General features: G+C 62.2%; 24 protein-coding genes. 11 read left to right on the top strand and 13 right to left on the bottom strand.

Translation table 11 applies throughout. From position 1 onward, the window contains the following. Window positions 1-51: 51 nt before the first annotated feature. The 10 genes from GWL_RS07395 to thrC form a co-directional block, all read right to left on the bottom strand. On the bottom strand, window positions 52-339 hold the full coding sequence (locus tag GWL_RS07395; protein ID WP_008328257.1) for a helix-turn-helix transcriptional regulator: 288 nt from the start codon (window positions 337-339) through the stop codon (window positions 52-54). Then, complete coding sequence (locus GWL_RS07390) at window positions 340-1,629, bottom strand: type II toxin-antitoxin system HipA family toxin (protein WP_034350248.1); 1,290 nt, start codon at window positions 1,627-1,629, stop codon at window positions 340-342. A 75-nt stretch (window positions 1,630-1,704) separates the two neighbouring features. Further along, entirely contained in the window at window positions 1,705-3,051 is a 1,347-nt protein-coding gene (locus GWL_RS07385) for an Nramp family divalent metal transporter (RefSeq protein WP_008328255.1), read from the bottom strand. Between the two features lie 64 nt (window positions 3,052-3,115). Then, on the bottom strand, window positions 3,116-3,568 hold the full coding sequence (gene moaE / locus GWL_RS07380; RefSeq protein ID WP_008328254.1) for a molybdopterin synthase catalytic subunit MoaE: 453 nt from the start codon (window positions 3,566-3,568) through the stop codon (window positions 3,116-3,118). Window positions 3,569-3,635: 67 nt separating this feature from the next. Then, window positions 3,636-5,006 (bottom strand): gluconate:H+ symporter, encoded by a 1,371-nt coding sequence (locus GWL_RS07375; RefSeq protein WP_008328253.1) that lies wholly within the window; start codon window positions 5,004-5,006, stop codon window positions 3,636-3,638. A 131-nt stretch (window positions 5,007-5,137) separates the two neighbouring features. Further along, window positions 5,138-5,791, bottom strand: a complete 654-nt coding sequence (locus GWL_RS07370) for a bifunctional 2-polyprenyl-6-hydroxyphenol methylase/3-demethylubiquinol 3-O-methyltransferase UbiG (RefSeq protein WP_008328252.1) — start codon at window positions 5,789-5,791, stop codon at window positions 5,138-5,140. A gap of 1 nt (window position 5,792) precedes the next feature. Then, a complete protein-coding gene (gene moaD / locus GWL_RS07365; RefSeq protein WP_008328251.1) occupies window positions 5,793-6,050 on the bottom strand; it encodes a molybdopterin converting factor subunit 1 in 258 nt (85 codons plus the stop codon). A 29-nt stretch (window positions 6,051-6,079) separates the two neighbouring features. Continuing rightward, window positions 6,080-6,922 (bottom strand): DUF817 domain-containing protein, encoded by an 843-nt coding sequence (locus GWL_RS07360; RefSeq protein WP_008328250.1) that lies wholly within the window; start codon window positions 6,920-6,922, stop codon window positions 6,080-6,082. Between the two features lie 16 nt (window positions 6,923-6,938). After that, a complete protein-coding gene (gene glp, locus GWL_RS07355; protein WP_034350245.1) occupies window positions 6,939-8,228 on the bottom strand; it encodes a gephyrin-like molybdotransferase Glp in 1,290 nt (429 codons plus the stop codon). A 157-nt stretch (window positions 8,229-8,385) separates the two neighbouring features. Next, entirely contained in the window at window positions 8,386-9,846 is a 1,461-nt protein-coding gene (gene thrC, locus GWL_RS07350; protein WP_008328248.1) for a threonine synthase, read from the bottom strand. A 331-nt stretch (window positions 9,847-10,177) separates the two neighbouring features. Between thrC and GWL_RS07345 the strand changes: the two genes are divergently transcribed. Further along, on the top strand, window positions 10,178-10,615 hold the full coding sequence (locus GWL_RS07345) for a surface-adhesin E family protein (protein WP_034350578.1): 438 nt from the start codon (window positions 10,178-10,180) through the stop codon (window positions 10,613-10,615). A gap of 88 nt (window positions 10,616-10,703) precedes the next feature. On the opposite strand, the gene GWL_RS07340 is transcribed toward GWL_RS07345, so the two are convergent. Further along, a complete protein-coding gene (locus tag GWL_RS07340) occupies window positions 10,704-12,014 on the bottom strand; it encodes a homoserine dehydrogenase (protein WP_008328246.1) in 1,311 nt (436 codons plus the stop codon). Between the two features lie 72 nt (window positions 12,015-12,086). After that, on the bottom strand, window positions 12,087-13,316 hold the full coding sequence (locus GWL_RS07335) for a pyridoxal phosphate-dependent aminotransferase (RefSeq protein WP_034350244.1): 1,230 nt from the start codon (window positions 13,314-13,316) through the stop codon (window positions 12,087-12,089). Window positions 13,317-13,706: 390 nt separating this feature from the next. Between GWL_RS07335 and GWL_RS07330 the strand changes: the two genes are divergently transcribed. The 10 genes from GWL_RS07330 (at window position 13,707) to GWL_RS07285 (ending at window position 24,500) form a co-directional block, all read left to right on the top strand. Then, window positions 13,707-14,087, top strand: coding sequence for an Mth938-like domain-containing protein (locus GWL_RS07330; protein WP_008328242.1), 381 nt, complete (start codon window positions 13,707-13,709; stop codon window positions 14,085-14,087). Between the two features lie 56 nt (window positions 14,088-14,143). After that, window positions 14,144-15,871, top strand: coding sequence for a glycosyltransferase family 39 protein (locus tag GWL_RS07325; protein WP_008328241.1), 1,728 nt, complete (start codon window positions 14,144-14,146; stop codon window positions 15,869-15,871). Continuing rightward, window positions 15,868-16,239, top strand: coding sequence for a multidrug efflux SMR transporter (locus GWL_RS07320; RefSeq protein ID WP_008328240.1), 372 nt, complete (start codon window positions 15,868-15,870; stop codon window positions 16,237-16,239). Before GWL_RS07325 ends, GWL_RS07320 begins: the two co-directional genes overlap by 4 nt. Window positions 16,240-16,336: 97 nt before the next feature. Then, complete coding sequence (locus GWL_RS07315) at window positions 16,337-17,458, top strand: DegT/DnrJ/EryC1/StrS aminotransferase family protein (protein ID WP_008328239.1); 1,122 nt, start codon at window positions 16,337-16,339, stop codon at window positions 17,456-17,458. Between the two features lie 191 nt (window positions 17,459-17,649). Then, window positions 17,650-18,606 carry a glycosyltransferase gene (locus GWL_RS07310; RefSeq protein WP_034350243.1) on the top strand — a complete coding sequence of 319 codons (957 nt, stop codon included), beginning with the start codon at window positions 17,650-17,652 and terminating at the stop codon, window positions 18,604-18,606. After that, window positions 18,603-19,520 (top strand): formyltransferase, encoded by a 918-nt coding sequence (locus tag GWL_RS07305; RefSeq protein WP_008328237.1) that lies wholly within the window; start codon window positions 18,603-18,605, stop codon window positions 19,518-19,520. Before GWL_RS07310 ends, GWL_RS07305 begins: the two co-directional genes overlap by 4 nt. Window positions 19,521-19,549: 29 nt before the next feature. After that, a complete protein-coding gene (locus tag GWL_RS07300; protein WP_008328236.1) occupies window positions 19,550-20,605 on the top strand; it encodes a bifunctional UDP-4-keto-pentose/UDP-xylose synthase in 1,056 nt (351 codons plus the stop codon). Window positions 20,606-20,868: 263 nt separating this feature from the next. After that, entirely contained in the window at window positions 20,869-21,810 is a 942-nt protein-coding gene (locus GWL_RS07295; protein ID WP_008328235.1) for a polysaccharide deacetylase family protein, read from the top strand. A gap of 50 nt (window positions 21,811-21,860) precedes the next feature. Next, on the top strand, window positions 21,861-22,337 hold the full coding sequence (locus GWL_RS07290) for a peroxiredoxin (protein ID WP_081486042.1): 477 nt from the start codon (window positions 21,861-21,863) through the stop codon (window positions 22,335-22,337). A gap of 495 nt (window positions 22,338-22,832) precedes the next feature. Further along, window positions 22,833-24,500, top strand: coding sequence for a PhoH family protein (locus GWL_RS07285; RefSeq protein ID WP_008328233.1), 1,668 nt, complete (start codon window positions 22,833-22,835; stop codon window positions 24,498-24,500). 93 nt (window positions 24,501-24,593) lie between these two features. On the opposite strand, the gene GWL_RS07280 is transcribed toward GWL_RS07285, so the two are convergent. Beyond that, window positions 24,594-25,601, bottom strand: coding sequence for an inorganic phosphate transporter (locus tag GWL_RS07280; RefSeq protein WP_034350240.1), 1,008 nt, complete (start codon window positions 25,599-25,601; stop codon window positions 24,594-24,596). Window positions 25,602-25,663 lie beyond the last annotated feature (62 nt).

The following is a 25,663-nucleotide window of genomic DNA, read 5'->3' as shown; positions in this document are numbered from 1 at the left end:
ACCTTGCAGTGAGATGAACCGATGAGGCGACCTGACGACGGGTCGCCTTTTTCATGGGCGCTTGCGCATCACGGCCCCGACGCACATGCCGACCGGCTTGAGCAGCTTGTCGGCCGTGGCCAGGGTGGGACTGGATTCACCGCGTTCAATGTCCTGCAGGGTACGGGCCGATACGCCGCACACCTTGGCATATTCGGCGATGGTCAGGCGCAAGGTGGTGCGAATCTTGCGAACCACGGCCGGTACCGGCAAGGTGGGATCGGCGGCCAGTTCATCGAAGAGTGCGCGGCGCTCTTCCATCTGCTCGATGGCGCTCAGGGGTTTGAAGCGCTTGTCCATTCAGAGCGCCTCCAACTGTGCCCGTACCTGGTCCACGGTGGCCGCCAGCGGATCGAGGAAAGTGCCTTCGATACCCAGGCTGCGGCCATATTGCAGCAAGTCCGCCAACGGCAATGCCATCTCACGCACGGCCGACCTGACCGGTAACTGTTCGATCTGCGCGGCTTCGCAGGCCTGCGTGATGACGCTGGCCCACTGCGGCGAGCCCCCATCGTCACGCTCCCAGCGCATGCGCCGTGCAATGCCATCCGGATGCAGCCACATCGGGGCAAAGTCGAACAGCGGCGTGAGGCCGATCCGCCCCTGCGCATCGCGCCGGATGGCGGTATTGCGGGCGTGATTGTCCTTGTTGCGCAGGACGATGTTGGCGATGTCGCGCTTCAGATATTCGATGATCTCGGGGAGCGGATCGGTGGCGACTTCACCCAGCCTGGCGCAGACAGCATTGTGTGACGGGATGGCCGCAAAGCCCGTCACACCGCACAGGGAAGCAATGCTTTCCTGGGCGTGGCGTACGACTTCGGTCCCGCGCACTTCGCGGTCAAAACGGGGGATGAACAAGGCCTTGCCATGCAGTTCCAGCGCGCCGTGGACCTTCAGGCCCAAGTGCATCGCCAGCTGCATGTAGGGTGCCTCCAGACGCAGGATGTGCGCCAGATCCGGGTCGGGCCCGCGTCCGAACTTGACGATGTAATGGCGCTCGGCCAGCTCATCGGGCAAGGCGTGGTCGAGGTAGAACAGGCCATCGCGGGCACGGGTGAGCAGGATCTTGGGCCATTCGCCCTGTACCCCCGACGAGCCCGCCAGGAACAGGCCATGCTGGGCGAGGTATTCATTGAAGTCTTCGGAGCGTGCAGCGATGTCCTCCATCGCAAAGCCGCGCAGCTGCGGTCCGCTGCGCGCCTGCGCCCACTCCCAGGCTTCCTGCACGCGCAGGTTGCCGATGGGATTGCCCGCGCCAGCACACAGCAGCGGCCAGTCGGCGCTGGCTTCGGCGCGCTCATCCAGACCCAGCTGGCGCAACAGTTCGCCACGACCGTAACCTTGCGGCAGCAGATCGATCAGGCAAGCTGGCCAGCGCGCCTCACTAAGGCTCTCCAACCCCACCGGCACGTTCACCGACAAGGCCGCAGCATCGCGCCTGCCCATGTAATCGATGGCGTGCACGGCGTCATAGCTGAAGTAAGTCGAAGCCGCCATGCCCAGCTCGACCGGCGCAGTCAACGACAACGCACCGGCCTGCCGCCAGGCCCCGTCGATATGAACTTGAAGTGTGCAGGAAGTCTTCATATACACATCATACTATCATCATTGACCCGAAAAGCCAGGATAATCGTGATAGTTTGATGTGCAAATGGCTTTTTACTACTCCGCAAACACCTGCCACACCAACCACACATTGGCCGCCGAAATGGTCACGAAGAGCAGCCAGGCCACCGCGCTCACCCACCAGCGATTGACCAGGTCGCCCATCAGATCCCGGCGGCTGGTGAGGCGGATCAGCGGATACATGGCAAAGGGCAGCTGCAGCGACAGCACCACCTGGCTGGCGACCAGCAGCTTGCCTACCGAATGCGGTCCCAGGGTGAGCACGCCGATCAACGCGGGCACCAGGGCCAGCGCGCGGGTGATGACGCGGCGCTGCCAGCAGGGAATCTTGAGCTTGAGAAAACCCTCCATGATGACCTGCCCGGCAATGGTGCCGGTGAAGGTCGAACTCTGTCCGGAAGCGAACAAGCCTACGCCAAACAGAATGGCGGCCATGGCCGACCCGGTGATGGGGTCCAGCAGGTGATAGGCCTCATCCAGCTCGGCGACCTGCGTATTGCCGCTCTTGTGGAAGGCCGCTGCCGCCAGGATCAGAATGGTGGCGTTGATGACCATGGCGATCAACAGCGAGACCGTGGTATCGACCCGCGTGTAGCGTACCGCCTCCAGCAGCGACGCCGGATCACGCTGCACGCTGCGGGTCTGAACGATGGAGGAATGCAGGTAGAGATTGTGCGGCATCACCGTGGCACCGATGATGCCGATGGCCAGGTACAGCGGTTCGCGGCTGGAGATGGCCTGCAGCGAGGGGACGAAGCCCTGCATCACCTCATGCCAGTCCGCCTTGACGAAGGCCAGCTGCGCCAGCAGGCAGGCGGCGATGGTGATGACCAGGCCCAGGATGATGGCCTCGACCTGGCGGAATCCCCTGCCCTTCAACCCCAGCACGATGAGCGTGTCCAGCGCCGTCAGCAGCACGCCCACCGGCAGCGACACCCCCAACAGCAGGTTGAAGGCCAGCGCGCAGCCCAGCACCTCGGCCAGATCGCAGGCGATGATGGAGAGCTCGGCCAGCACCCACATGCCCTTGCCCACGGCCGGCGGATAGTGCTCCCGCGAATGCACTGCCAGGTCCTTGCCGGTAGCGATCCCCAGCCGCGCGCATAGGCATTGCAGCACGATGGCGGCCAGGCTGGAGAGCATCACCACGAACAGCAGCTGGTAACCGAACTGTGAACCTGCCTGGATCGATGTCGCCCAGTTGCCGGGGTCCATGTAGCCGATCGAGACCAGCAGGCCTGGCCCCACGTAGATGCGCAGCTTCTGCCAGACCGAAGCACCGCGCGGTACGTTGACGGTACCGGCGACTTCGGAAGGGCAGAACGGAGCCGTGGCCGTCGTGGGCAAACCCGGGATGCGGGGAAAGCGGAAAGTGAATGGCAAGACGAAAATCCCCTTTTGTGCCGTTGATGGCGTCGCCGGGATCAACGTCCCGGGCGATGCTGCCTTATTGCGCCCACTTGGCCAGCGCCGTGTCGTCGCTCTCGCGGGCGTCGACCCAGCGTGCGCCGTCCGGCGTCTGTTCTTTCTTCCAGAACGGGGCCTGGGTCTTGAGGTAATCGATGATGAATTCGCAGGCGGCAAAGGCTTCGCCGCGATGCGGTGAAGTGACCGCCACCAGCACGATCTGCTCGCGCGGCTGCATGGGACCGACGCGATGGATCACCAGCGCATCGAAGATCGGCCAGCGTGCCTTGGCTTGCTCCACGATCTGTTCCAGGGCACGCTCGGTCATGGCGGGATAGTGTTCCAGCTCCATCTCCGAGACCGCCGCGCCCTCATTGAGATCGCGCACGGTGCCCACGAAACTGACTACTGCGCCGACGCGCGGATTGGCCAGGCGCAGCTGCGCCACTTCAGTGGAGAGATCGAAATCGGCAGTCTGGACGCGGACGGGCATGGTTCAACCGGAAATGAATGCAGGCTGCGATTCTACCAGCGCCAGCCCGCCCGCGAGTGCAGCGGGATCAGACCAGCAGTCCCCATAGCAGCAGCGTCATGCCCAGCCCGATCACCGAGACCAGCGTCTGGATCACCGACCAGGTGGCCAGGGTCTGCTTCAGGTTCAGGCCGAAGTATTCCTTGACCATCCAGAAGCCGGCGTCATTGACGTGGCAGAAGAACACCGAGCCCGCACCGATGGCCAGTGCCATGAGCGAATTGTGGGTGGCAGAAAGGCCCGCCACCAGCGGCGCGACGATGCCGGCGGTGGCAGTCGTGGCGACGGTGGCCGAACCGGTTGCCTGGCGCAGCGCCACGGCGATGATCCAGGCCAGCAGGATCAGCGGCATGTGAGTGCCATCGGCGATCTTGGTGATGGTGTCGCTGATGCCGGCCGACAGCAGGGTCTGCTTCAGGCCGCCACCCGCGCCGATGGTCAGCAGGAGACCGGAGATGGGCGGCAAGGCGCGGCGCAGCGTGGCGCCGACTTCGAAGCGGCTGCTGCCCTGGCCCCAACCCAGCACCACCACGGCAAAGAGTACCGTCACGGTCAGCGCGATGATGGGTTCACCGAAGAAGTTGAGCATGTCAAACAGCTCGGTCTTGGGCGTGACCCAGATGCGCGCCACGGTGCGGCCCAGCATCAGCACCACCGGCAGCAGGATGGTCACCAGCGCCACCGGGAAGCTGGGCTGGGATTGGCCTTCACGGGCGCTGAAGAGTTTGCCGATCTGGTCCGGTTCGGCCAGGTTCAGGCGCGGCGCGATGAAGTTGCCGTACAGCGGACCGGCAATGATCACCGCCGGAATGGCCACGATGAAGCCCAGCAGCATGGTCGTGCCCAGGTCGGCATGCAGCGCGGACACGGCGATCAGCGGGCCCGGATGCGGCGGCAGCAGCGCGTGCAAGGTGGTCATGCCTGCCAGCGCGGGAATGGCCACGCGCATGATCGGCAGTTCGGAACGACGCGCCATGACGAAGATGATCGGGGCCATCATCACCAGCCCCACTTCAAAGAACAGCGGCAGGCCGACCACCAGCGCCACCAGCGCCATCATCCAGGGGATGATGCTGCCGCGCGCATAGCGCAGCAGCGTGTTGACGATGCGGTCGGCTGCGCCCGATTCGGCCATGAGCGCGCCCAGCATGGCGCCCAGCGCGATGATGATGCCGGCTTCACCGAGCAGGCTGCCGGCCCCTTTGCTGAAGGCCTTGGCGATGTCTTCCAGCGGCAGGCCGGCACCGATGCCGGCCACGAAGGTGCCGATGAGGATGGAGAGGAAAGGAGCGATGGACAGGAAACTGATCAGCACCACAATGGTGACCAGTGCGGCCAGCGTCACCAGCAGCAATTGCGTGTCCTGGGCCGCCCAGGCGGCCAGATGCGTCGAAATCAAGATAGATCCTTCTACAGGTGTGGATGAATGCGCATCGCTTCATTGAACGATGTCTTTTGCACCCCTCCGCAAGCCTGTTTGGCGCAGGCCTGGTCTCCTCCCAAAGAATCCGGCATGCCGAATGTCCGGTCTCAGCCCGCTGGATGCGGGTCTTCCATCTTCTGCCAGACGCTGGCCAGCCACGGCTGCTGCTCGCGCGGCAAACCGTCAGGGCGGTAATAATGCCGCAATTCAACGAAGCCCGCTGGCACCACATAGCGCCGCCAGCCTTCCAGGCTATGCCAGACCCCATAGCGCGGACCGCTCCAGCCTTCCAGATCATTGCCGCGCGGATTGGAACTGAAGAGGATGCCACCCGGCTTCAGGCTGGCATGCAGCTGTCCCAGCACGCGCGGCAGCTCGGTGGACGGCACGTGAAACAGCGAGGCATTGGCAAAGATGCCGTCAAAGCGTGCCAGCGGCAGATCCAGCTGCAGGAAATCCTGATGCAGGACTTCACAGCCGCTGGCCGCGCGCGCCATCTCGACGAATTCGGCCGTGCCGTCCAGCCCCACGGCCACATGGCCAAGCCGGGTGAATTCGATCAGGTCTCGTCCCGGACCACAGCCGAGGTCCAGGATCGTGAACGGTCCCTGCCGGGCTGGCCCCGACCTGGCGTGCAGGGCATCGAGCAGGGCCGCCATGTTCTGGCTGACGTCATGATCCCAGGTCCCCTCGCGGAAACTTTGCGCGTTGCTGCTGTAGTGCGCAATCGTGCCCACTACCGGATCGCGACCGGTGCTCACGTCAGCCCCCGGTGACGGGCGGGAAGAAGGCCACCTCGCCACCATCGACGATCTCGGTATCGGCCTCAGTCATTTCATGGTCGTAGGCCATGCGCAGGTTCTTTTCCGGTCCCAGCACTTCGGCCCAGATGCCGCCCCGGCCCATCAGGAAGGCGCGCACGTCGCCGACGGTCTTGACGCTGTCGGGCAGCTCGATGATTTCCTGCGAGGTCTGCAGGGCTTCGCGCACGCTGGCGAAGAAACGGAGTTCGATTTTCATGGGATGTCCTTGATGATGGCAGCAGACCCTCAGTGGGCGATATGAATCTTGCTGCGGATATGCTTGAGATGAACCACGATGGTAAAGGTCATCATCACCAGCAACGACCAGGCACTCCATTTGCCCAGGTGCACGGTGGACCAGGCTCCCATCTGGTTGGGATAGCGCCAGATGCCGAAGAAGGTACTGATGTTCTCGGCCAGCCAGATGAAGAACCCGATCAGCAGGAACGCCAGCAGCAGCGGCATCTTGCGGTCCCGGTCCAGCGGGCGGAACAGCACCGTGGAGCGGGCATACAGACCCAGTGCGCAAGCCGCCAGATACCAGCGGTAGTCGCCGATGTAATGATGCGTGAAGAAATTGACGTAAATCAGCAAGGCGATCAGGGTCGCCATCCAGTACGGGGGATGATGCTGGATGCGCAGGTCGAACAGGCGCCAGGCCTGGATGATGTAGCTGCCCACGGCGGCATACATGAATCCGGAAAACAGCGGCACCCCGAACAGCTTGGTATAGGCGAAGTCAGGATAACTCCAGGACTGGATCGCCCCCGAGGTCTTGAACACCTCCAGCGCAAAACCGACCACGTGGAAGACGCTGATGGCCTTGAGTTCGGCCATGGTTTCGATCCGGGTCGAGACCATCCATGCCTGCACCAGCAAGGCGAAGAGCAGCAAGGCATCATAGCGGGGAAGGCCGAGCAGTCCAGCGCGCGGCATCAGGAAAACGGCGGCGAAGAAGAGGCCCGCAAACAGGCAACAGCGCGCTTCCTTGATGCCGAACATGAGAAATTCCAGCACGAAGCGACGCCAGCCGGTGGCCTCGCTGGGAATGCTGCTGCTCAGGTACTGATCGATGTCAGCCAGTCTCATCGGAGCTCCGTCGGCTTCAGTTCAGCAGCGCATCGAACGCCAGGAACTGCACCGTATCGCCGGCAGCGATGGTTTGTCCGGGCGGATTGTCAATCAGACCATCGGCCCAGACGGTCGAGGTCAGCACCGCCGACCCCTGACTGGGGAAAAGATCCAGCCCGCCCTGAGCGTTGCGACGTACCCGCAGGAATTCCCGGCGGCGGTCGGCGCGCGGCCAGTCGAAGTCGGCCCGCATGGCCACCGGCTGCGGCAACACGGACTCGTGCGGCAGCCCTTGCAGGCGCAGGATGAAGGGCCGTACGAACAGCAGGAAGGTCACAAAGGACGACACCGGATTGCCCGGCAATCCCAGGAAGAAAGCTTCACTTCCCTCTTCACCCACCCCTGTTCCGCGCCGCACCTGGCCAAAGGCCAGCGGCTTGCCAGGCTTCATGGCGATCTGCCACATGTTGATACGGCCCTCAGCTTCGACAGCGGGCTTCACATGGTCTTCTTCCCCCACCGAGACGCCGCCGCTGGTGATGATGAGGTCGTGCTCGCGAGCGGCCTCGCGCAGGGTCAGGCGGGTCGCCTCCAGACTGTCGGGCACGATGCCGAAGTCGCTCACCTGGCAGCCCAGTTTCTGCAACAGGCCACGCAGCAGAAAGCGATTGGAATTGTAGATGCCGCCCGGCTTCAATGGCTGGCCGGGCATGGTCAGTTCATCGCCAGTGAAGAACACCGCCACACGCACCGGCCGCAGCACCTGCAGCCGCGCCTGACCGATGGAGGCCGCCAACCCCAGTTCCTGCGGGCGCAGGCGGGTGCCGGCCGCGAGGATGGTGCTGCCCTGGCGGATGTCTTCACCGATCATGCGCACCCATTCACCGCTCTTGGGGACATGGCGGATCACCACGTAGTCGCCCTCGGTCTCGCAGGCTTCCTGCATGACGACGGCGTCAGCGCCCTGCGGCATCATCGCACCGGTAAAGATGCGCGCCGCCGTACCCGCTTCCAGCGGCTGGCCCACGTGGCCCGCCGGAATGCGCTGCGACACGCGCAGGCGGGCCTGGCCCGATGCGCAATCGGCCGCACGCACGGCGTAGCCATCCATTTGTGAATTGTCCATGCCGGGCACATCGATGCAGGCCGTGACCGGCTCGGCCAGCACGCGGCCACCAGCCTCCAGGACATCAACGCTCTCGTGTTCCAGCACCGGCACGGCAGCCGCCAGCAAGGTGTCGAGCGCCTGGCTGACGTCCTGCATGGGAGCACGGGGCGGCTGGTCGGATGAGGGGGCGACGGCGGGAGTGGACGTGGCGGACATGGCAAGCCTGAGGGAGAAGATCGGATGACGGGTGAGCGTTGTTTTCTGGTCGATACAGCGACCCGACATTCTAATGCAATCAGCGCCCCGCCGCGCTCCATGAAAAACGCCGTCCGGGCGCTGGGCGCGGACGGCGTTGCAATGACGACTGCGCGGCTTACAGGCCGGTATGCTCGGCCACGTAAGCCTTCACGCGGGCGGCATCGGCCGGCATCACCTCGAAGCGCTGCGGCAGCGCCTCGATGTTCTCGAAACCGGCGGGACGATCGGCATCGCGGCCCAGGGCTTCGCGGATGGTTTCATTGAACTTGGCCGGCAAGGCGGTTTCCAGCACGATCATGGTCACGCCTGGTACCAGATGTTCGCGGGCCACCTTGATGCCGTCGGCAGTGTGGGTGTCGACGGTAATGCCATAGGCCTTCTCGGCGAAGCGGATGGTCTCCAGACGGTCGGCGTGGGTCGACTTGCCGGAGGCAAAACCGTACTGCATGACGCTGGCGAATTCATTGCCGTCGCTGCCGGCCTGGCCGCTGAGGTCAAAGCCGCCCTCGGTCTCGACCTTGTGGAACAGGGCTTTCACGCGGGCGCTGTCGCGGCCCAGCAAATCATAGACGAAGCGCTCGAAGTTGGAGGCCTTGCTGATGTCCATGCTGGGGCTGCTGGTGTGGTAGGTCTCGGCCGACTTGCGCACGCGGTAGTGGCCGGTGCGGAAGAATTCGTCCAACACGTCGTTCTCGTTGGTGGCCACCACCAGCTTGTCGATGGGCAAGCCCATCATGCGGGCAATGTGGCCGGCGCAGATGTTGCCGAAGTTGCCCGAAGGGACGGTGAAGGACACCTTCTGCTCATTGCTGGTGGTCGCGGCCAGGTAGCCCCGGAAGTAGTACACCACCTGGGCCACCACGCGTGCCCAGTTGATCGAGTTGACGGTACCGATCTTCTTGGTGGCCTTGTACTCCAGGTCGTTGGAGATGGCTTTGACGATGTCCTGGCAATCGTCGAAGACGCCTTCGACCGCCAGGTTGAAGATGTTGGGGTCTTGCAGGCTGAACATCTGGGCGGTCTGGAAGGCGCTCATCTTCTTGTGCGGCGACAGCATGAAGACGCGGATGCCCTTCTTGCCACGCATGGCGTATTCGGCAGCGCTGCCGGTGTCGCCTGAGGTGGCGCCGACGATGTTCAATTCCGCGCCCTTTTTGGCCAGCGCATATTCGAACAGATTGCCCAGCAATTGCATCGCCATGTCCTTGAAGGCCAGCGTGGGGCCGTTGGACAGGCTTTGCAGCACCAGCTTCTTGCCTTGCTCGTCCTGCAGGGTACGCAGCGGGGTGATCTGGCTGGCATCTTCACCGACGCGGGTGTTGCGGTAGACGTCGGCGGTATAGGTCTTGTGGGCCAGCGCCTTGAGGTCCGCTTCCGGAATGTCGGTGGCGAATTTCTTGAGGACTTCGAAGGCCAGGTCGGCATACGACAGCGTGCGCCACTGATCCAGTTCGGCGCCGCTGACCTGCGGATACGCTGCCGGCAGGTACAGGCCGCCGTCAGGGGCCAGGCCGCCCAGCAGGATGTCAGAAAAGGAAGGAGTTGCAGCGTGACCGCGGGTGGAAACGTAGTGCATGTCGATAGGATGCGCCGGCAGGCGGCGAGAGCGTGGAGTGGGAGGAAAGTCCTCGATTATACGGCCAGCGGGCGCCGCACAAAAGCGCGGCATGGAAGAAAGCTGCACCGGGATGCCGTGCCATGGCCAACGATGCTGGTCGTGCGCGGCCAATGTTGCACCGAATCATCATGGCATGGAGGGCAGCTGAAATAAAACGTTACCGCCCTTGAAAGCCGCGCATGGCCGGGCTATGCTGCGCCACTTCGTGCAGCACCGCCGGGATGGCGGGAATGTTTGCGCGCTGGCCACATCAAAGACGCATTTCACACTCAAAAGGATGGAAAACGGCATGAACCACAAGATCAAGACCCTGCTGGCCACGGCCGGCCTGTTCGGCGCCCTGCTGGCGAGCCTGCCGGCGCATGCCGAGAACTGGCAATCGCTGGGCGGCACGGACAGCTCCGAGCTGCTGGTGGACACCGACTCCATCATCGAATCCGGCGGCATCCGCGAGGCCTGGTCGATGTGGAACTTCAAGCAAGCCCGCCCCAACAACGGCGACCCGAGCTTCCCGACCCTGAAGTCCTACAAGGACTTGCACCAGTACAACTGCAAGGCCGGCTCCATGAAGCTGGTGCGTGAAATCATCTTCGCCGAGAACGATGGCAAGGGCGACAAGCGTGACCACAGCGATGCCCTGAAGGGACAAGAGTTCAACAAGCCCAAACCGATGTCGGTGGGCGACGCCATGCTGCAGGCGGTCTGCAATTTCGAACTGAAGAAATGATCATAGGGGGCCTTGACCACCCTCTTTCCCGATTTAATGAAAAACGGAGCCCGCGGGCTCCGTTTTTCATTGCTGCCTTGAGCGCTGATCAGCCCAGTTCTTCCAGGCGGATCTTGGTGACCTGACCAACCACGGTCGCCAGGGATTCGATCTTGGCGATGGCGGCCTCGATGTTCTTTTCCTGGGTCTGGTGGGTCAGCATGATGATGTCGGTCTGCTGCTCGCCTTCGGCCGGCTCCTTCTGCAGCATGGCATCGATGGAAATGGTCGAATCAGCCAGGATGCGCGTCACATCGGCCAGCACGCCAGCCTGGTCGGCCACGCGGATGCGCAGGTAGTAGCTGGTCACCACTTCGCTCATCGGCAGCACCGGGGTATCGGCCATGGCATTGAGCTGGAAGGCCAGCGAAGGCACGTGGTGCTCCGGATCGGCGGTCGCCAGGCGGGTAATGTCGACCAGGTCGGCGATGACCGCTGAGGCGGTCGGCTCGGAACCGGCACCCTTGCCGTAGTACAACGCTTCGCCCACGGCGTCGCCGCGCACCACCACGGCATTCATCGCGCCCTCGACATTGGCGATCAGGCGCGAGGCCGGGATCAGCGTCGGGTGTACGCGCAGCTCGATGCCCTTCTCGGTCTGGCGGGTAATGCCCAGGAGCTTGATGCGATAGCCCAGCTTCTCGGCGTAGGTGATGTCGCTGGCCTGCAGCTTGGTGATGCCTTCCACATGGGCCTTGTCGAACTGCACCGGGATGCCGAAGGCGATCGAGGCCATGATGGTCAGCTTGTGGGCCGCGTCCACGCCTTCGATGTCGAAGGTCGGGTCGGCTTCGGCATAGCCCAGGCGTTGCGCTTCCTTGAGCACCACGTCGAAGTCCAGCCCCTTGTCGCGCATCTCGGAGAGGATGAAATTGGTGGTGCCGTTGATGATGCCGGCGACCCACTGGATGCGGTTGGCGGTGAGACCTTCGCGCAGCGCCTTGATGATGGGGATGCCACCGGCCACGGCGGCCTCGAAGGCCACCATGACGCCCTTTTCCTGCGCCGCCTTGAAGATTTCATTGCCGTGCTTGGCGATCAGGGCCTTGTTGGCCGTGACCACGTGCTTGCCGTTGGCGATGGCCTTGAGCACCAGGTCGCGGGCGATGTCATCACCGCCGATCAGTTCCACGACGATATCGATCCCGGGATCGTTCACCACCAGGTTGCCGTCGTTGACGACCTTGACTTTTCCCTGGGTCAGTTCGGTCGCGCGGGCAGTATTGCGAGCGGCGACCATGGTAATTTCAATGCCCCGGCCTGCACGGCGCGCAATCTCTTCCTGGTTGCGCTGGAGAACATTGAAAGTACCGGAACCCACGGTGCCGATGCCGAGCAAACCTACTTTGATGGATTTCATATTGTCTTCGTGGTTGATGAAAAATGACCGTCACGCCGCTGGCCGCAGCATGACGGGGACTGCAGAAACGGATCAGGCCGTACCGTGACGACGGCGGTAGCCTTCCAGGAAGTGCGCAATGCGCCCCATGGACTCGGTCAGGTCGTCGGTGTTGGGCAGGAACACCACGCGGAAGTGGTCCGGCGTGGGGCAATTGAAGCCGGTGCCCTGCACGATCAACACCTTTTCCTCGGCCAGCAGCTCGTAGGCGAATTCCTGATCGTCCTTGATCGGATAGATCTCCGGATCCAGGCGCGGGAACATGTACAGCGCCGATTTGGGCTTCACGCAGGTCACGCCGGGGATATCGGTCAGGAGCCGGTGTGCCAGGTCGCGCTGCTTGGTGAGGCGACCATTGGGCGCCACCAGGTCGTTGATGCTCTGATAGCCGCCCAAGGCGGTCTGGATGGCGAACTGGCCAGGCGCATTGGCGCACAGGCGCATGGAGGCCAGCATGTTCAAGCCTTCGATGTAGTCGCGGGCATGCTTCTTCTCCCCCGACACCACCATCCAGCCAGCGCGGTAGCCGCAGGAACGATAGTTCTTGGACAGGCCGTTGAAGGTGATGAACAGCACGTCATCGGCCAGCGAGGCCAGCGAGGTATGGGTGTTGCCGTCGTAGAGCACCTTGTCGTAGATCTCGTCGGCCAGAATGATCAACTGGTGCTGACGCGCCAGTTCGATGATTTCCTTGAGCACGTCCACCGAATAGAGCGCGCCGGTCGGGTTGTTGGGATTGATGACGACGATGGCCTTGGTGTTGGGCGTGATCTTCTTCTTGATATCGGCGATGTCGGGCTGCCAGCCTTGCTGCTCGTCGCAGACGTAATGGACCGGAGTACCGCCCGACAGGCTCACCGCCGCCGTCCACAACGGATAGTCGGGCGAAGGGACCAGCACTTCGTCACCGGTGTTGAGCAGCGCGTTCACGCTCATGACGATCAGTTCGGAGGCGCCATTGCCGAGATAGATGTCATCGATGGTGACACCCTCGATCTTCTTTTGCTGGGTGTAGTGCATGACCGACTTGCGCGGGGCGAACAGGCCCTTGGAATCGGTATAGCCGGAGGCATTGCCCATGTTGCGGATCATGTCCTGCACGATCTCGTCGGGCGCATCGAAGCCGAAGGCGGCCAGATTGCCGATATTGAGCTTGATGATCTTGTGGCCCTCTTCCTCCATCTGACGCGCTTTTTCCAGCACGGGACCCCGAATGTCGTAACACACATCTGCCAGCTTCTTGGATTTCTGAATCGGTCGCACAGCTCTTCCTCTATTCGTTTCGCGCCAGGCCGCACCGGCTGCCGGCCGGGCCTGCCCTGCTTCATCGGCCGCATGCGCCGGACCGGAACCTTTACCTCGCGGCTCTCTCCATTACCACGCTTGCCGTCATTTTCCTGCATGTTTTTGCCTGCTGCAGTGCAGTGTAAAGCACTTGCAAAGAGGCCTGCGGCGGCGCCCCATGGGCTTGCCGGGAACCGGCCATTTTGCCCAAAGCTAAGCATTTTATCAATCAAATAGGCGTGCGCCAGGGTCGGAAACGGCTACAATGGCGCACTTTACGACCAGGTTGCCGCGATGTATGTCGACCTGACATCATGGCCTGGACGTTCGCCCCGCGGGGCCGCCTGCAACCCATCCTGCCCATCTGCGATGAAGCTCCATTCGACCGAAACCAAGCAATACCAGACCGTCACCGCCTACGACGAAGACGGTGTCGAGCTCAATGCCATCCGGTTCACCAACAGCCTGCTGGTACTGCCCGAAAGTGAACCGGTGCCGTGGCCGGTAGAGCGCTTCGAGGCACTCACCACCGAGCATTTCGCCCAGATCGATGCTACCGCGCCCGATGTGGTCATCCTGGGCACCGGCGAACGCCAGCGCTTCGTGCATCCCAGGCTGACCACGGCGCTGACCGCGCGCCGCATCGGCGTGGAGTGCATGGATAACCAGGCGGCCTGCCGCACCTACAACATTCTCATGGCCGAAGGGCGCAAGGTGGCCCTGGCGCTGATCATCGCACCCCAGGCCTGACGCCGGCACCTGCCGCGACAAGAAACCGAAGAACACGCAACAAGGAACCGCTGTCAATGCGCGAACTGTACAAATCCAAGGCGTTCGTCTGGACGCTGATCATTCTCTTCCTGCTGGTCTGGTTCTGGATGCTGGGCGCCCGCGTGCTGGTGCCCACCGACGAGGGCCGCTATGCCGAAATGGCGCGCGAGATGGTGGCCACGCAAGACTGGATCACCACCCGCCTGAACGGCATCAAGTACTTCGAGAAGCCACCCCTGCAAACCTGGATGAATGCCATCACCTTCGAGCTGTTTGGCCTGGGTGAATGGCAGGCGCGCCTGTGGACGGGCCTGTGCGGCCTGCTCGGCATCGGCCTGGCGAGCTATACCGGCACCCGCATCTTCAATGGCCGCGTGGGCTTCTATGCGGCACTGGTGCTGGCCTCCAGCTTCTTCTGGGCGGGCATGGGCCACATCAATACGCTGGACATGGGGCTGTCGGGGATGATGACCATCGCCCTCTGTTCGCTCCTGATGGCGCAGCGCGACGGCGCCTCCCGCGAGAGCCAGCGCAACTGGATGCTGCTGTGCTGGGCCGGCATGGCGCTGGCGGTGCTGTCCAAGGGTCTGATCGGTATCGTCCTGCCGGGCGCGGTGTTGGTACTCTATTCAATCTTCGCGCGCGACTGGGCGATCTGGAAGCGGCTGCACCTGATCAAGGGCCTGATCCTGTTCTTTGCGATCTGCACCCCCTGGTTCCTGGCGGTGTCGCTGCGCAATCCGGAGTTCCCGCAGTTCTTCTTCATCCACGAACACTTCCAGCGCTTCACCACCAAGATTCATAGCCGCACCGGTCCGTGGTACTACTTCATCCCCATTCTGGTACTGGGCATCATTCCCTGGCTGGGCGTGTTCTTCCAGAGCCTGTGGAAAGGCACCCGCGAACAGCGCGATACGGCCGGCTACAACAGTCTCAACGGCGGACGCTTCCAGCCCAAGCGACTGCTGCTGGTGTGGGCGGTATTCATCTTCGTGTTCTTCAGCATCTCGGACTCCAAGCTACCCTCCTACATCCTGCCGATCTTCCCGGCGCTGGCATTGCTGATCGCCTGCTATCTGGAAGAAGCCGACTACAAGGCGCTGGCCTGGGCCGGCTCGCTGGTGGCCCTGCCCTCGGCGGTGGCGCTGGCCTTCATCCCGCGCGTGCCCTCGCTGGCCAAGAACGCCTACTCCCTGCCGCTGATCGAAGCCCACGTGCCCTACCTGTATGCGGGTGCCCTGATCTTCTTCGTCGGCGGCATCGCCGCCATCCGTCTGGCGCGTCAGCACAAGGACTGGGCCGTGACCTCACTGGCGACCACCGCCTTCCTGGCCGGCCAGTTGCTGATGCTGGGCCATGACCCGCAAGGCCGCTATTCCGCAGGCGTGGACTACGTGCCCGTCCTGCAGGCCGAACTGAAGCCGGAAACACCGATCTATCTGGTCGGCCGCTATGAACAGGCCCTGCCCTTCTATCTGCGCCGCACCATGATCCTGGTGGAGCATGCCGATGAGATGGAGTTCGGCCTCAAGCAGGAACCGCAGCTGTGGCTGCCGACCGTCGATGCCTTCGTGGCACAGTGGGTGGCCGACCATGCCGCCGGCAAGAAGGATATCGCCATCATCGATCCGACCATCTACAAGCAGCTGGTCGAGCGCAAGCTGCCCATGCGCCTGATCGGCCAGGACCCGCGCCGGGTGATCGTGGCCAATGATCCGGCCCCCGCCGTTCCGGCCGCTGGCGAGAAGAAGGCCGCGAAATGAACCTGACGACATTTGGCTTCATCTTTGTCGGCATCTGCCTGAACGCAGTTGCACAATTGCTGCTCAAGGCCGGCACCAATGCCGTCGGCGCGATCCACCTGACGGCGGACAACTGGTTTTCCACCGGGCTCAAGCTGGCCACCCAGCTGCCCATCATCGGTGGCCTGTCCTGCTACGTGATTTCGGTCGGCGTGTGGATCATCGGCCTGTCGCGCGTGGATGTGACCATCGCCTACCCGCTGCTTTCCCTGGGCTACATCATCAATGCCATCGGTGCCTGGTACTTCCTGGGTGAGGCGGTCACCCCGCAGCGCCTGCTGGCCATTGGCGTGATCATCGTCGGTGTGGTCTTGCTGACCAGAAGCTGATTTACAATACCGCGTTGCCGTGCGCCCGGCGCGCCGGCAACAGCCCTGCCGCCTGGCGCGGCCCTCCCCCCTGAATATCGTCTGACCGGATTTCACCATGAGCCTGCCCTTTCTGCCGTTTGCCAAACCCACCATCGATGAAGCCACCATCGCCGCCGTCGGCGACGTGCTGCGATCGGGCTGGATCACCAGCGGCCCCAAGGTGCAGGCCTTCGAAAAGGCCTTGTCGGAGTACCTGGACGGGCGCATCGTGCGCACCTTCAATTCCGGCACCTGCACGATGGAAATCGCCCTGCGCATCGCTGGCATCGGGCCGGGCGATGAGGTCATCACCACCCCGATCTCCTGGGTCGCCACCGCCAACGTGATCCTGGAGACCGGCGCCACCCCGGTCTTTGCCGACATTGATCCGGTCACCCGCAACATCGACCTGGATCAGCTGGAGGCGGCCATCACCCCGCGTACCAGGGCCATCATCCCGATCTACCTGTCCGGCCTGCCGGTGGACATGGACCGCCTCTACGCCATTGCCGCCAAGCACCAGCTGCGCGTGGTGGAAGACGCCGCCCAGGCACTGGGATCGACCTGGAACGGCAAGCGCATCGGCGCCTTCGGCGACTTCGTTTCCTTCAGCCTGCAGGCCAACAAGAACGTCACCAGCTCCGAAGGCGGTTTCCTGGTGCTCAACAATGCCGAGGAAGCCCGCCTGGCCGAGAAATACCGCCTGCAGGGCGTCACCCGCAGCGGCTTCGACGGCCTGGAAGTGGACGTCCTGGGTGGCAAGTTCAACATGACCGATGTGGCCGCCGCCATCGGCCTGGGGCAGTTCGCCCATATCGACGCCATTACCGCCCATCGCAAGGCGCTGGCACGCCACTATTTCGCCTGCTTCGGCAGCGACTTCGAAGCCAACTACGGTGCCCAGCTGCCGGTGGCCGATCTCGACAACTCCAACTGGCACATGTTCCAGCTGGTCCTGCCAGAACGCATCACCCGCGCCGCCTTCATGGAAAAGATGATGGAAAAGCAGATCGGCATTGGCTATCACTACCCGGCCATTCATTTGCTCAAGCTCTACCGTGAACGCGGCTTCAAGGAAGGCATGTTCCCGGTGGCCGAGCGCGTCGGCCAGCGCATCGTCTCGCTGCCCATGTTCAATGCAATGAGTAAAGAAGACGTTGAGCGCGCAGTTGAAACGGTAAAATCGGTGCTTGGCTGATTTTTGCGGTTGATGCGAAGAAATTCGGCATAATTCGATTTATTTGCATTCCTGCAATGTCGCAGCAGCACACTCCCTGGCCTGAACGCCGCGATGAAGCTGATCGTGGCGCATCGGGCCTTTGATTTATGGACGTCGATACGGCTCCGTCCGTGCCGACACCACGCAATTCCAGCAATTTACGATATTTGATGAAACCAGAACTGTCCGTCGTCATCCCGGTATACAACGAGGAATCCGGGCTCTCCAAACTGTTCGAGCGCCTCTACCCGGCGCTGGACGCCCTGGGATACCGCTATGAAGTCATCTTCGTCAACGATGGCAGTCGCGACCGCTCCGCCGGCATCCTGGCCGAGCAATACCGCATCCGCCCGGATGTGACGCGCGTGGTGCTCTTCAATGGCAACTATGGTCAACACATGGCCATCATGGCCGGCTTCGAAGCCACCCGTGGCGAAGTCGTGGTGACCCTGGACGCCGACCTGCAGAATCCGCCCGAAGAAATCGGCAACCTGGTGGCCAAGATGCGTGAAGGCTACGACTACGTCGGCTCGATCCGCCGCAAGCGCCAGGATTCGGCCTGGCGCACCTATGCCTCCAAGGCCATGAACCGCCTGCGTGAAAAGATCACCCGCATCAAGATGACCGACCAGGGCAACATGCTGCGCGCCTATGGTCGCAATGTCATTGACCTGGTCAATCAGTGCCGCGAGGTCAATACCTTCGTACCGGCGCTGGCCTACACCTTCGCGCGCAATCCGACCGAGATCGTGGTGGAACATGAAGAACGCTCGGCCGGGGAATCGAAATATTCCTTCTACAGCCTGATCCGCCTGAACTTCGACCTGGTGACGGGCTTCTCGCTGGTGCCGCTGCAATTCTTCTCGCTGCTGGGTATTGCCCTGTCGTTCGCTTCGGCCGCGCTGTTCATCCTCATCGTGCTGCGCCGCCTGCTCATCGGTGCCGAAGTGGGCGGGGTGTTCACGCTGTTCGCCATCACCTTCTTCCTGATGGGCGTGATCCTGTTCTCCATCGGCCTGCTGGGCGAATACATCGGCCGCATCTACATGCAGGTGCGCTCGCGCCCGCGCTATGTGGTGCAGGCCATCCTTGAGCAAGCTACTTCAGAAGACAAGCAAGCCCTATGAACGCCGTCGTCTTTGCCTACCATGATGTGGGTGTACGCTGCCTGAAGGTCTTGCTCGCCCGCGGCGTGCAGGTGTCCCTGGTGGTCACCCATGAGGACAACGCTGCCGAGAACATCTGGTTCGGTTCGGTGGCCGGCCTGTGCCGCGAGCACGGCATTGCCTGCATCACCCCCGCCGATGCGCGCTCGCCGCAGTTGCTGGCCCAGCTGCAGGCCGCACAGCCGGACTTTATCTTCAGTTTCTATTACCGCCATATGCTGCCGGTGGAAGTACTGGCCTGCGCCAGGCGCGGTGCCTACAACATGCACGGCTCGCTGCTGCCCAAGTATCGCGGGCGCGTGCCCATCAACTGGGCGGTGCTGCACGGCGAAACCGAGACCGGCGCCACCCTGCATGAAATGACGGTCAAGCCGGACGCCGGCGCCATCGTGGCGCAGACGGCCGTGCCCATCCTGCCCGACGACACCGCCCATGAAGTCTTCGGCAAGGTCGTCGTGGCCGCCGAAATGACGCTCTGGAACGTGCTGCCGGCCATGCTGGCCGGCCAGACCCCCAACCTGCCCAATGAGCTCTCGCAAGGCAGCTACTTCAGCGGCCGCAAGCCCGAAGATGGCCGCATCGACTGGCGTCGTACCGCCGGCGAGGTCCATAATCTGGTGCGCGCGGTGGCCCCGCCCTATCCTGGCGCCTTCGAAGAAATCGCGGGTGATAAAATTACGGTCACGAGAACCCGGCTGGTTCCGCCAGCGGCCCATCCCGCGCTGCAGCGGGCCCACGGTACGCAGGACAAGTTCTTCGAAGGTGGCAAGTTGTACGCCCGTTGTGGCGATGGCAACTTCCTGCAGATTCTGGGCATCCAGATCAATGATCAGGATGCTTCACTCAACAATTACCTGAAATACATGGCCTCCTGAAGTCCGGCCATTCACTAGCTCTCAACATTATGAAAAAAGTCCTCATTCTCGGCGTCAACGGCTTCATCGGCCATCACCTGTCCAAGCGCATCCTGGAAACCACGGACTGGCACGTCTATGGCATGGACATGATGACCGACCGCATCACCGACATTCTGGAAAACGAGGCCTACAAGTCGCGCATGCACTTCTTCGAGGGCGACATCACCATCAATCAGGAATGGGTGGAATATCACGTCAAGAAGTGCGACGTGATCCTGCCACTAGTGGCCATCGCCACCCCGTCGACCTACGTGAATGCCCCGCTGCGCGTCTTCGAGCTGGACTTCGAAGCCAACCTGCCGATCGTGCGTTCGGCGGCCAAGTACAAGAAGCACCTGGTCTTCCCCTCGACCTCGGAAGTCTATGGCATGTGCCATGACGAGGAGTTCGATCCGGAAGAATCCGAACTGATCTGCGGCCCCATCAACAAGCCGCGCTGGATCTACTCCTGCGCCAAGCAACTGATGGACCGCGTGATCTGGGGCTATGGCATGGAATCGGGCCTGAACTTCACCCTGTTCCGTCCGTTCAACTGGATCGGCGCCGGCCTGGACTCGATCCACACCCCCAAGGAAGGTTCGTCGCGCGTGGTGACCCAGTTCTTCGGCCACATCGTCCGTGGCGAGAACATCTCCCTGGTCGACGGCGGCCAGCAGAAGCGCGCCTTCACCTACATCGATGACGGCATCGATGCCCTGATGAAGATCATCGCCAACGAAGGCGGCGTAGCCTCCGGCAAGATCTACAACATCGGCAACCCGACCAACAACTACTCCATCAAGGATCTGGCTGACATGATGTTGAAGCTGGCCGCCGAGTATCCTGAGTACGCCGAGACCGCCAAGCAGGTGCAACTGGTCGAGACCACCTCCGCGGCCTACTACGGCAAGGGTTACCAGGACGTGCAGAACCGCGTGCCCAAGATCACCAACACCTGCGAAGAACTGAACTGGGCGCCCAAGACCACCATGGCCGACACCCTGCGCAATATCTTCGACGCCTACCGCAGCCAGGTGGCTCAGGCTCGTGCGCTGATGGACTGATCGTCTGCTTGTCAGATGGACCAAGGCAAACCGCGCTTCGGCGCGGTTTTGCTTTTTTGCTCATTTCCCGGCCTGCTTGAATGCAGAACAGATCCCTTAGCTGACACTGCATTGCCCCTCAATGCTGCGCCGCTGCATATTGTTCTATCCCGCGCAGGATGCTAGTCTCGCAACTTGTCGTCCGTCACCGCAGACCAACGCCTGGCGCCACGCCCAGAACATGGCGGACCACCGCCGATTACCTTCTTTTCCGGTCCAGCGAATTGCCCAAACTCACTCTCAAGATCGACGCCGATACCTACCGCGGCACCCGCGTGGGCGTCCCCAACCTGATCAATCAGCTGCGTCGCCATGGTGCGGGCGCCACGTTCCTCTTTTCGCTGGGCCCGGACCATACCGGCTGGGCACTCAAACAGATCTTCCGCCCCGGTTTCTTCAGCAAGGTCTCGCGCACCTCGGTGGTGGAACACTACGGCCTGAAGACCCTGATGTACGGCACCCTGCTGCCGGCCCCCGATATCGGCAAGACCTGCGCGCAATTCATGCGCGCAGCCCGGGACGCCGGCTTCGAATGCGGCATCCATACCTGGGACCACCGCGTCTGGCAGGACGACGTGCGCACCGCCCCGGCCCAATGGACGGTCGAAACCATGCACCGTTCCCATGCCCGCTACCGCGAGATCTTCGGCCAGGCGCCGCGTACCCACGGTGCGGCCGGCTGGCAGATGAATGAGCACGCCTTCGTCCAGCTGGACCAGTTCGGCATGGCCTATTCTTCGGACGGCCGCGCGCAGTTGCGCGAGGATGGCCGCCTGGCCGATGCCGATGCGGGCCCGCATCGCCTCTCGGCCTTCGGCAAACCGCTGTCCTGCGTGCAATTGCCGACCACGCTGCCCACGCTGGACGAAATCCTGGGCCGCGAGATCGGCGGCAAGATGATCGATGCGGACAATGCCGCTGAGTTTTTGCTTCAGTTGACCAAAGAACCACGTGATCACGTTTTCACTCTGCACGCGGAACTTGAAGGACAGAAACTCGGCCCCATTTTCGAACGACTGCTCACCGGCTGGCGTGCCCAAGGCTATGAACTGGTGTCCATGGGCGACTACTACCAGAGCATCAAGAATGACGTCCTGCCCATCCTGCCGATCGCCTGGGGCGAGTTGCCCGGCCGTTCAGGCGAGATGATCGTGCAGGCCATGTAATCCCGCCAGCCAACCCTCCACCAACAAGATTTCACCTACGGGGCGCCACTTTGACAGACCGACCATCCCTCCTGAACAAGACCGTGCCGGACTTCTCGGCCGCCATGACCAGTGGCAAGACCTTCAACCTGGCCGACTATCGCGGCAAGAACCTGGTCCTGTACTTCTATCCCAAGGACAACACCCCCGGCTGCACCACCGAGGGCATGCAGTTCCGCGACCTGCATCCCGAGTTCCAGGCCGCCAATACCGAAATCTTCGGCATCAGCCGCGACAGCCTGAAGTCCCACGAAAACTTCAAGGGCAAGCTGGGCATGCCCTTCGAGCTGATCTCCGATCCCGACGAAAGCCTGTGCACCATGTTCGATGTCATGAAGATGAAAAACATGTATGGCAAGCAGGTGCGCGGCGTGGAGCGCAGCACGTTTGTGATTGACGCCGCAGGCAAAGTGGTGAAAGAATGGCGTGGAGTGAAGGTTCCTGCACACGTGGATGAGGTGCTGTCCTTCATCAAAACCCTGGCCTGAATGAAGTTTCATACCTGAACAGACGGTCCGGTTGCTGCATCGCAATAGCCCATCAGGCTGCTGCGTCCAGCCTCCGGAAGCAGACTTCGATTCAGGCCGCGGCGCCGGTACCTGGCAAGTGCCTGCGACGTGTTCCAACCATGCGGTCAAACGATACAAGCCATTGAATTCAAACAGAAAAACGTTTGCTGGAAGCCGTTTCAGGTTAAGGCCCGAGGCCTGCCGAAACGGCTTTTTTACTTTTTACTTTGCCACCCTCGCCGTCCAGGCCAATCAAGCCCTCGCCCATTGCCTGTCGGCATACCGTCCGGACCCGTCCGGCACGCTGCACGACAGGTGCAAGGATTTCATTGGCATGCCCGGCCCCGCAGCAAGATCCCTCCCTTTGCTGTCTGATGTATTGCTTCACCTGTTCGCTCTGACAAAGCGGTGTTTTCTTCATCCACTTCCGAGGTCCTGATGCCCCTGCCCAAAATGCCGAGCAAACCAGCTTCGATGCTGTCTCCCGAGGACTATCCCAAGGCCGATCGCAACAAGCCCGTCAAACCGAACATCACTCTCGTTGAAACCTCCGCTCCCGTAGTTGCACCACAAGAAGTTGCAGTTGCCGTTGCCGACGTCTCCGACACCAAGGTCGCAGCGCCCCGTGCGCGCATCACCGGCAAGACTGCCGCCGTGGCCGAGAAACCCAAGGTCGCTCCCAAGAGCACCGAAGTCCGTCCCAAGTCGCCCACCAGCCGCGTGGCCGACAAGCTGGGCAAGTCCAAGCTGTTCGTGCTGGATACCAACGTGCTGATGCACGATCCGACCTCGCTGTTCCGCTTCGAGGAACACGACATCTACCTGCCCATGGTCACGCTGGAAGAACTGGACAACCACAAGAAGGGCATGTCCGAAGTGGCCCGCAATGCGCGCCAGATTTCGCGTTCGCTGGATGCGCTGGTGTCGGATATTGCCGAAGATGCGATCGACCTGGGCATTCCCTTGTCCAAGCTGGGCAACAAGGATGCCAAGGGTCGTCTGTACTTCCAGACCAAGCTGCAGAACGCCGCCCTGCCCGAAGGCCTGCCCGAGGGCAAGGCCGACAACCAAATCCTGGGTGTGGTGCGCGCGCTGGACCAGCAGTATCCGGACCGTCCGGTGGTGCTGGTCTCCAAGGACATCAACATGCGTCTGAAGGCGCGTGCCATCGGTCTGCCCGCCGAAGATTACTTCAATGACCATGTGCTGGAAGATACCGACCTGCTGTATTCGGGTATCCAGCAGTTGCCGGATGACTTCTGGAACAAGCACGGCAAAGGCATGGAGTCCTGGCAGGAAAGCCGCCACGGCAGCAGCTATACCTACTACCGTGTGACCGGCCCCTACGTGCCGTCGCTGCTGGTCAACCAGTTCGTCTTCATCGAACCCAAGAATGGCGAGCCGGCCTTCTACGGTCAGGTCAGCCAGATCAACGGCAAGACCGCCGTGTTGCAGACCCTGCGCGACTTTGGCCATGCCAAGAACAGTGTCTGGGGCATCACTGCACGCAACCGCGAGCAGAACTTCGCGCTGAACCTGCTGATGAACCCGGAGTGTGATTTCGTCACCCTGCTGGGCCAGGCCGGTACCGGCAAGACCCTGCTGGCACTGGCCTCGGGCCTGGCGCAGGTGCTGGAGACCAAGCTCTACAACGAAATCATCGTCACCCGCGTGACGGTGCCGGTCGGTGAAGACATCGGTTTCCTGCCGGGCACGGAAGAAGAGAAGATGGGGCCCTGGATGGGCGCCTTCGATGACAACCTCGAAGTGCTCAACAAGTCCGATGGCGATGCCGGTGAATGGGGTCGCGCTGCAACCCAGGATCTGATCCGCTCGCGCATCAAGATCAAGTCGCTCAACTTCATGCGCGGCCGCACTTTCGTGAACAAGTTCTTGATCATCGACGAGGCCCAGAACCTGACGCCCAAGCAGATGAAGACCCTGGTCACGCGCGCCGGTCCCGGCACCAAGATCGTCTGCCTGGGCAACATTGCCCAGATCGACACGCCCTACCTGACCGAAGGCTCCAGCGGCCTGACCTATGTGGTCGACCGCTTCAAGGGCTGGGCGCACAGCGGGCATGTCACCCTGGCGCGGGGCGAACGCTCGCGCCTGGCCGATCACGCCAGCGACGTGTTGTAATCATTTTTCTTCAGCATCAATGCAAAAAGCCACGTGAAAACGTGGCTTTTTGCTTTTGCACGGCGCGGCGAGTGCCGCGCCAACGGGAACGACTTACAGCACGTGCACGCCGATCCACCACGCGATCGCCGCCACGAAGGCCGAGGCCGGGATGGTGAAGATCCACGCCCAGACGATGTTGCTGGCCACGCCCCAACGCACGGCCGACATCTTCTGTGCTGCCCCCACGCCGACGATGGCGCCGGTGATGGTGTGCGTGGTCGAGACCGGAATGCCCAGCGCCGTGGCGATGAACAGAGTGATCGCGCCACCGGTTTCGGCGCAGAAACCACCGACCGGCTTCAATTTGGTGATTTTCTGGCCCATGGTCTTGACGATGCGCCAGCCACCGAAGAGCGTACCCAGGCTGATGGCGCAGTAGCAGGCAATGATGACCCACATCGGCGGTGCATCCGGCGAGGAATAGCCGGAGGCGATCAGCAGCATCCAGATGATGCCGATGGTCTTCTGCGCATCATTGCCGCCGTGGCCCAGGCTGTACATGGAGGCCGACAGCAATTGCAGGCGCCGGAACCAGCCGTCGATCTTGCGCGGCGTGGAGCGGTAGAAGATCCACGATACCGCAAGCATCATCAGCGAGCCGAACACCAGGCCCAGCAAGGGAGACAGCACGATGAAGAGAATCGTCTTCAACAGACCCGCCGAGATCAGCGCCCCGGTACCGGCCTTGGCCACGGCCGCACCGACCAGGCCGCCGATCAGGGCATGCGAGGACGAGGACGGAATACCGTAGTACCAGGTCACCAGGTTCCAGAAGATGGCACCGATGAGGGCACCGAAGATGACGTACTGGTCAACGATGGCTGGCTCGATGGTGCCCTTGCCCACCGAGGCCGCCACGTGCAGCTGGTGAAACACGAACACGGCGGCCAGATTGAAGAAGGCCGCCATGGCCACGGCGGTCTGCGGGCGCAGCACGCCGGTCGAGACCACGGTAGCGATCGCGTTGGCGGCATCGTGGAAACCGTTCATGAAATCGAACAGCAAGGCCAGGACGATCAACAACGCGAGAATATGTAAGCTGATTTGGATTGTTTGCATGGGGAAACCGTTGTGTGAAAGCAGCGGCGTCCCCGTCGGAAATCGAGGGAATCGCCGCTACG

Origin of the sequence: Herbaspirillum sp. GW103, assembly GCF_000261365.1 — a bacterium.
In the GTDB taxonomy this organism is placed as follows: domain Bacteria; phylum Pseudomonadota; class Gammaproteobacteria; order Burkholderiales; family Burkholderiaceae_D; genus Herbaspirillum.
This window is presented reverse-complemented; position numbering and strand designations above follow the sequence as displayed.